Annotated in this window: 7 protein-coding genes; 1 reads left to right on the plus strand and 6 read right to left on the minus strand. The window is 29.2% G+C overall.

Translation table 11 applies throughout. The annotated features are described in order from the left end of the window. Positions 1–408 precede the first annotated feature (408 nt). Positions 409–1,704 carry a guanine deaminase gene (gene guaD / locus CLPU_RS15820; protein ID WP_050379009.1) on the plus strand — a complete coding sequence of 432 codons (1,296 nt, stop codon included), beginning with the start codon at positions 409–411 and terminating at the stop codon, positions 1,702–1,704. Positions 1,705–1,852: 148 nt separating this feature from the next. Here the strand turns inward: guaD and CLPU_RS15825 are convergent, their stop codons facing one another. The 6 genes from CLPU_RS15825 to CLPU_RS15850 form a co-directional block, all read right to left on the minus strand. Next, positions 1,853–2,881, minus strand: coding sequence for a PTS sugar transporter subunit IIC (locus tag CLPU_RS15825; RefSeq protein ID WP_050379011.1), 1,029 nt, complete (start codon positions 2,879–2,881; stop codon positions 1,853–1,855). Positions 2,882–2,918: 37 nt separating this feature from the next. Continuing rightward, the gene (locus tag CLPU_RS15830) at positions 2,919–3,440 is read right to left on the minus strand and encodes a transcription repressor NadR (RefSeq protein ID WP_050379013.1); all 522 of its coding nucleotides are present in this window, start codon (positions 3,438–3,440) and stop codon (positions 2,919–2,921) included. Positions 3,441–3,444: 4 nt separating this feature from the next. Continuing rightward, a complete protein-coding gene (nadC, locus tag CLPU_RS15835) occupies positions 3,445–4,278 on the minus strand; it encodes a carboxylating nicotinate-nucleotide diphosphorylase (RefSeq protein WP_050379016.1) in 834 nt (277 codons plus the stop codon). Positions 4,279–4,422: 144 nt separating this feature from the next. Next, complete coding sequence (gene nadB / locus CLPU_RS15840; protein WP_050379019.1) at positions 4,423–5,928, minus strand: L-aspartate oxidase; 1,506 nt, start codon at positions 5,926–5,928, stop codon at positions 4,423–4,425. Between the two features lie 59 nt (positions 5,929–5,987). After that, positions 5,988–6,899, minus strand: a complete 912-nt coding sequence (nadA, locus tag CLPU_RS15845) for a quinolinate synthase NadA (RefSeq protein ID WP_050379021.1) — start codon at positions 6,897–6,899, stop codon at positions 5,988–5,990. Between the two features lie 354 nt (positions 6,900–7,253). Then, positions 7,254–7,772, minus strand: coding sequence for a GrpB family protein (locus CLPU_RS15850; RefSeq protein WP_050379023.1), 519 nt, complete (start codon positions 7,770–7,772; stop codon positions 7,254–7,256). Positions 7,773–8,080: the final 308 nt, after the last annotated feature.

Below are 8,080 nucleotides of genomic sequence, written 5' to 3' on the forward strand. Positions count from 1 at the left end.
CTTTAAAAGTATTAGCAAGAAAATTCAAAGATGTATCAATTGTTATGTATATTTTGGCAATTATATTCATCTTAAGAATTGCTTTATTGTAGAATAGTTTGGTTAAGTTTAATATAGTTTTCATTAAAAATGATAAATTTAGTTGGCTATTTACGAAAATAAAATGTAATATAAATTTAGTGATAATATGTAACTTATTTATATATTTATATAATAAAATAACTTTTTTATCTTGTAAATAGTTAACTACATTATGTAAAGTTTACAGAATTAATTTTATTAATGTACTGGAAAAGGTTTTTATAGTATAATGTTGGTATGGTGAAATATCTTTTATTTTGTAAATAATTTTCGAAATAATTTTATTTTGAAAATTTATTTAATAATATTTTTAGAGGTGATATAACAATGGGTAATAACGTAAAAGTTTACAAGGGTAATGTAATCTTTACTAAAACTCCACAGGAGTTTGAACAGCTAGAAGGGGGATATATTGTTGTTGAAGATGGCAAAGTTAAAGAAGTAGCTCAAAATCTTCCAGAACAATATAAAGATGCTGAAGTAGTTGACTATGGTGACAAGTTAATAATTCCTGGTTTCATAGACTTACACTTACATGCTCCTCAGTTCCCAAATAGAGGACTTGGACTTGATAAGGAACTTTTACCATGGTTAGAAACTTATACATTCCCTGAAGAAGCTAAATTCAAGGATACAGAATATGCTAAAAAAGTTTATTCAAGATTAGTTAGAGAATTATGGAAATATGGAACTACTCGTTCAGTAGTATTCAGTACTATCCATAAAGACTCTACTAAAGTATTGATGGATCTATTTATAGAAGCTGGATTAGGTGCTTATGTTGGTAAAGTAAATATGAATAGAAATTCTTCACCAGATCTAACTGAAGATACTCAAGAGTCTTTAAAAATAACTGAAGAATTATTACAAGAGTATTCTGACAAGTCTCCTCTTGTTAAACCTATAATAACTCCAAGATTCGTTCCTAGCTGTACTGCAGAATTAATGAAAGATCTTGGTGATTTAGCTAAAAAATATGATGCTCCTGTACAATCTCACTTATCAGAAAACAGAGGCGAGATTGAATGGGTTAAAGAATTACATCCAGATTCAAAAAATTATGCAGATGTTTATGATAAATTAGGACTATTTGGTCAACAGCCAACTGTAATGGCTCACTGTGTTCATGTTACTGATGACGAGATAAAATTAATGGCTGATAATGGAGTATTCGTAGCTCACTCTCCAGAATCTAACTACAACTTATCAAGTGGTATCGCTCCTATTAGAAAATTCTTAGAAGCAGGAGTTAATGTAGGTTTTGCTACTGATATCTCTGGTGGTCATGCTATATCTATGATGGATGTAATAGCAGGAGCTATGAAAGGTTCAAAAATGAGATGGGTATATTTAGAAGAAGAATATGCATCTTTAAGTGTTCCTGAAGTATTCTATCTTGCTACTAAGAGCGCTGGTAGATTCTTCAGCAAAGTTGGTAAAATTGGTAGCTTTGAAGAAGGATATGAATTTGATGCTTTAGTTATAGATGATGAAAGTATCAGTGACTTAAATCCTCGTAGTTTACCAGAAAGACTTCAAAGATTCTTATATCTTGGAGATGACAGAAATATAGTTGAAAGATTTGTTTCTGGTAAAAATCTTCCTGAACCTAAAGTTTATTAATTAAATATAGATTATTAAAAGGGATGTTTCATATGAAACATCCCTTTTTTATATTATTTTTTATATAAAATTACATTTGCTACTAAAACTATCTTACATACTATATAGTAACTTGTATTAATATACTCTTTTAATAATATTAATATATCTAATTATTTAATTTCATATCACCATATTTTATCCATTTTTTCTTTCTCATATATTCTGATATTAAGAACGTTATAGTTGCAGGTAATACAAAATGAAGCAGTATTATTCCAAATATTCCTCTTGATCCCATGACTTCTATAGTTGAAAATTGACCAACTAATCCACTTGTTCCCATTCCTGATCCTATTTTATTTCCTTCCATTTTAAATACTACTGTAGATATAGGTCCAAGTATAGCTGATGTTAAAATAGGTGGTATAAATATTCTAGGATTTTTAATTATATTAGGTATTTGAAGCATTGAAGTACCGAGTCCTTGCGCTATAAGTCCTCCTACTCCATTTTCCCTAAATGAAGCAACCGCAAATCCTATCATATTAGTAGCACATCCTACTATAGCTGCACCTGCTGCTAGTCCATCTAATCCTAGTGCTATTCCTATTGCTGCACTACTTATAGGAAGTGTTAATATTATTCCCATAAGAACTGATACTAAAATTCCCATTATCACAGGCTGTTGTTGTGTTGCTAAATTTATCATTTTACCTAACAACGTCATAAATTCTGCTACAAATGGTGCTAAATAAAATCCTGATACTCCACCTACTATTATAGTAACAGCAGGTACTAATACTATATCTACCTTAGTTTTACCCTGTATAATTTTAGACGCTTCTACACCTAATAAAGAGGATAGTAATGCCCCTACAGGTTCTCCTATATTAGCTAAAAATGTTCCCCCCTCTCCTACAGTTATAGTTTGTCCCCCTATTGCACCTGCAACTGTTGATGCAAATATCCCTAATGGGGATGCACCTAAACTGTATGCCACGCCAGCACCTATGGCTGGACCCATCATAAACTGAGCTACTTGTCCAAATTGCACTAGTAGCTTTATATTTAAAAAAATACCTATTTGCTTTAATATTAATCCTATAATAAGGGATGAAAATAATCCAAGAGCCATACCATTTAATACTTTTATTAAATAGTCTCTAATAGAAGTTGTCTTTTTACTATTTTTCATATATATGTTCCTTTCCTATTATATTTTAAGTTCATTACTAAACAGAGTAATTTTTTTCCTTTAACTTATCTTTTATTTTATTGAAATTTTCTTCACTAGGAACTTCTATAGTATGAATGTGTATTCCATCTGTTAATGATGATAGTGGCTCCGCTTTTTGCTGTCTTAGTTTTTTCATAAAGCTATCAAGTTCTTCTTTATAACCAATATCAAGAATACCTTTTATCTCTCCATATATGGGATGTTCTACTATAACATCTAAAACTCTAGCGCCATAATCAATCATTATTCTAAGTTCTTCTTCCATCTCTTCTAAGTTAAAATGCTTTGTTACTATTTTTTTTATAATATTATTTTCTTTGTATTTAGGTATAACATAGCCTTGAGGGGTAGCTATAATATCAAAACCTTCTGCTCTCAAAAGTGCTATATCTTGTACTATAACTTGTCTAGACACATTAAATTCTTCTGCAAGCTTTGTACCTTTTATAGGCTTTTCTTCTCTCTGTAGTATATTCCACATTGTTCTTCTTCTATCTTCAGTATTCAATATAATCATCCTTTCATATTATATTTAAACTAATATCAAGACTCTTTATAGAATGAGTTAAATCTCCAACTGATATAATATCTATACCTAGTTCAGCTATTTGTCTTATATTATCTTCTTTTATATTTCCTGAAGCTTCTAGTATAGCTCTTCCTTTATTAATCTCTATAGCTTTTTTCATACAATCTATATTCATATTATCAAGCATTATAATATCAGCTTTGGCTTCTAGTGCTTCTTCTAGTTCCCTTAGTGACTCTACTTCAACTTCTATTTTTATTGTATGAGGTACATTTTCTCTTGTAATTTTTATTGCTTCTTTTATACCCCCTACTGACTTGATATGATTATCTTTAATCATTACACAGTCTGACAGATTGTATCTATGATTAAAGCATCCTCCTACTTTAACAGAGTACTTTTCTATTAATCTAAGTCCTGGAGTAGTTTTTCTAGTATCAACTACTCTTACAGGTAAGTCTTTAACTTTTTCTGCATATCTTCTTGATTTTGAAGCTATTCCAGACATTCTCTGTAAAAAGTTTAATGCAACTCTCTCCCCCTTTAATATATTAACTAGTGTACCTTTAATAATAGCTACATCATCACCTTTTTTAACTATATCACCATCTTTTTTTAGCTTTTTAAAAGCTAAATTCTCATCTATAGTTTTAAAAGTCATCTCTACAACATCTAGTCCTGATATAACTCCATCTTCTTTTACAGTTATTTTGCCCTCACCTTTCTTATACTCACTTATTAGATAATTACTTGTAATATCTCCTCCACTTATATCCTCAGCTAGAGCATTTTCTATTATTTTTTTTATTAGAAACTTATCAAGCAATATAATTCCTCCATTCTTATACACATGTACCTTACTTTTTTATTAACTTAAAGATAAATTGTTATATAAATATTTTTATCAATAGCAAGACATCTTTTTAATCAAATTCATTAAAAATTAAGCTTAGTATATAATATATTCCTCTTACACTTTGTCTATATAATGCGCTCCTAGACTTTTATTTCTTCCTAAAGCTCCTTTTATTATAAGAATTGAGACAGTAATCATATTCAATACTTCAAAGTATTTAAAAGATCTCGAATTTATATTTTCTATTCTAGCTTTAAGTTTCTCAACTACATCTAATGCTATCTTTAATTCTTCTTTACTCCTTATTATTCCTACGTAATTTTCCATTACTTCATTTAGTTCTTCTTCAATTATACAAAGTTTCTTGAGAATATCTATGTTATCTTTATTTGAAAGTACAAAAACCTTTTCTTTATTTTCATATTTATTTTTTTCTTTATATTCACTACTTAGAATTAATGTTTCGTTTATATGACTTGCTATTCTATTTCCAAACACTATACCTTCTAATAGTGAATTACTAGCTAGTCTATTAGCACCATGAACTCCTGTACATGCACATTCACCACATGCATACAATCCTTTGATATTAGTTCGACCATATAAATCTGTATATATTCCTCCCATTAAATAATGTTCAGATGGAGATACTGGTATCATATCCTTAACAATATTAATATTTTCTTTTAAGCATTTTTCGTATATAGTGGGAAATCTTTTTTTTATGAAAGATGAGCTCTTGTGAGTAATATCAAGATATACATAATCTTTATCGGTACCTTTTATTTCATTAAATATAGATCTAGATACTATATCTCTAGGAGCTAAGTCTCCTGACTCATGGTAATCTTTCATAAATGCTTTGCCATGTTCATTTTTTAATATAGCTCCTTCTCCTCTTACTGCTTCTGATATTAGAAATCGCTCTTCAGACTTATCTGTATATAAAGCTGTAGGATGAAATTGAACAAATTCCATGTCTATTATATGAGCACCAGCCCTATAGGCCATTGCTATACCATCTCCTGTTATTTCTACAGAATTGGTAGTATTTTTATATACCTTTCCAATACCACCTGTAGCCAAGACTATTGTTCTAGCATTATATATATTTATGATTCCATCATCTTCAATTACTTTTAATCCTAGTAGTTCATCATTTTTTAATATCAAGTCCATTGCAAATGTATTTTCTTTTATTACTATATTTTTCTTACTTTTAATTTTATCTACTAGTACACTCATAATTTCAATACCAGTCTTATCTTTTACATGAAGTATGGTATTTTCACTATGTCCACCTTCTCTTGTAAATTTTAGATTTCCATTAATATCTCTATCAAAATCAACACCAAAATCTATAAGTTTATTTATATTAAGTATAGATTCTTCTTCGAGTATTTTAACAGCTTTCTTGTTATTATAATAAGAACCAGCTTTTAATGTATCTTTAAAGTGAACCTCTGGATTTTTACAATAAACTATTCCACCTTGAGCTAAATAACTATTACCCTTATTGATTTGTGATTTACAAATAACCAACACCTTAAATTTTTCGTCTATATTTAAAGCAGTAAATAGTCCAGATATACCTGTACCTATTACTATTACATCCCACATTTCTTATTTCACTTCCTATTTAAGTTTAAAATACTATATGCTTCTACATTATTTTAAAACTAACTTAATTCTAGCATTCTATTTAGGCTTTTCTCTGCTTTTATTCTTATTTCTTCATCTATATTAATTTCATATTGTTCTTCTTTAAGGGCATAATATATATCTTCTAATCTAGTTTTTTTCATGTTAGGACATACCAAAGATTGTGATAATAAATAAAATGTTTTATCTTTATTATCTTTTTCTAGTTTGTGCATAACCCCCATTTCAGTTCCTATTATAAAAGTCTTTTCACTTGATTCTTTAGCATAATTTATTATTTGAGATGTGCTTCCTACAAAATCAGCCATTTCTACTATTTCTGGTGAGCATTCAGGATGAACTAATATGACTGCATCTTGATATTTTTTTCTTATAGACTCTACTTCTGAAATTTTAATTCTATTATGTGTTACACAAAATCCATTAAATGAAATAATTTCTTTGTCCTTAACTTGTTTTTGAATATAATCACCTAAATTTCTATCTGGAACAAATAGAACTTTATCTTCATCTAAGTTTTTAACTATTTTTAATGCATTTGAAGATGTACAACAAACATCGCATTCTGCCTTTACTTCTGCTGATGAATTCACATAACATATAACAGGAATGCCTGGATGATTATCTTTAAATTCTCTTAATTTCTCCACATCTATCATATCTGCCATAGGGCATCCTGCATCATAAGCTGGCAATAATACTTTCTTACTAGGTGATAATATCTTAGCACTTTCAGCCATGAATCTTACCCCACTTAAAACTATAATGTCTGCATCTATTTTAGCTGCTTCTTGACTAAGTTTAAGTGAATCCCCAACTATATCTGCTATCTCTTGTATCTCTGGTATCTGATAATTATGAGCTAATATTATAGCATTTTTTTCTTTTTTTAATTTTTCTATCTCATTCTTAATACTTGTATGTTCCATATGTTTCCACCTTTCTATTGTTAATATAGCTGTCTTGTCACCTGTCAATAATATATCATATGGTAAAAATATAATCAATACTTGGCAAACATAATAGGTATTCACATATTTCTAATAAAAGAACAACTTGTAATAATGAATATCTACTAGTTAATAAACTGAACCTTGTTTATTAGCAGAAGTTTTTTATACAAAAAAAGAGAAAGAATAAATTTATTCTTTCTCTTCTTGATTCTATGTAAAAAAGTCTTATAGTTGAGCTCTAAACACCAAAAACTCTTAAGTTTTTGAATACCCTCTAATTAAATCGAAGCAAACAAAAAAGCAGAAGAACCTCCTCCTACTTTAAATTTATTAACGTACAGACCAATACCATTTAATCGCTTCTTCTTCAGCATCTTTTACAAAGCTGTCCTTTCCATCACAATATCCTTCAATATCATTGGGGTATTCTTCAGCAAGCTTACTTTTTAACTCTCCATACTGTTTACAAACTTCTGGATGTTTACGAAGATAATCTCTAAATACCAAGTGTCTTTCAATTTCTACTATATTGTCAAATTGGAAAGCATGAATTTGATGAGTTCGATTATCTCCGCCCTTTCGAAAATATCTCCGACCAATAATTCCGAACTCTCCCATAACCTCATATTCCAGTTCTTCAAATTGTTTAGAAAACAAATCTAGTTTATTAATATCACCAACCACAAGTAGAATATCAATAATTGGTTTTGCTTTTAGTCCAGACACAGAGGTACTTCCTATATGAAAGATATTAATTAATTCATCTTGTAGAATAGCCTTAATATCTTGCTCCTCTTTTTCATATTCATTTTTCCAATTTTTATCATAATCTACTACTTTAATAATCATTATAAATTCCTCCTTTCATCATTTTTAATACAACTATCTAACAAACTTGTTGACATTCTTATGATTTTATCAGTAAACACTGAAGCGTCAATCACTTTAGTACTTCAATATCTAGAAGGAATAGCGTTATGTAGTTTTATCTTCCTTTTTCTTTTAATAAAAGCTACTCAATTAATTCATTTGAAAATAAAAAAAGACTGCCAATAAAGTTTCTCACCTTTTGGCAATCCTAGTTCAGTCAAAAAATAAAATAACCCAGCAACGTCCTACTCTCCCAAGGCGCTTCCGCCTAAGTACCATCAGCGCTG

This window comes from Gottschalkia purinilytica (assembly GCF_001190785.1).
GTDB classification, from domain to species: Bacteria; Bacillota; Clostridia; order Tissierellales; family Gottschalkiaceae; genus Gottschalkia_A; species Gottschalkia_A purinilytica.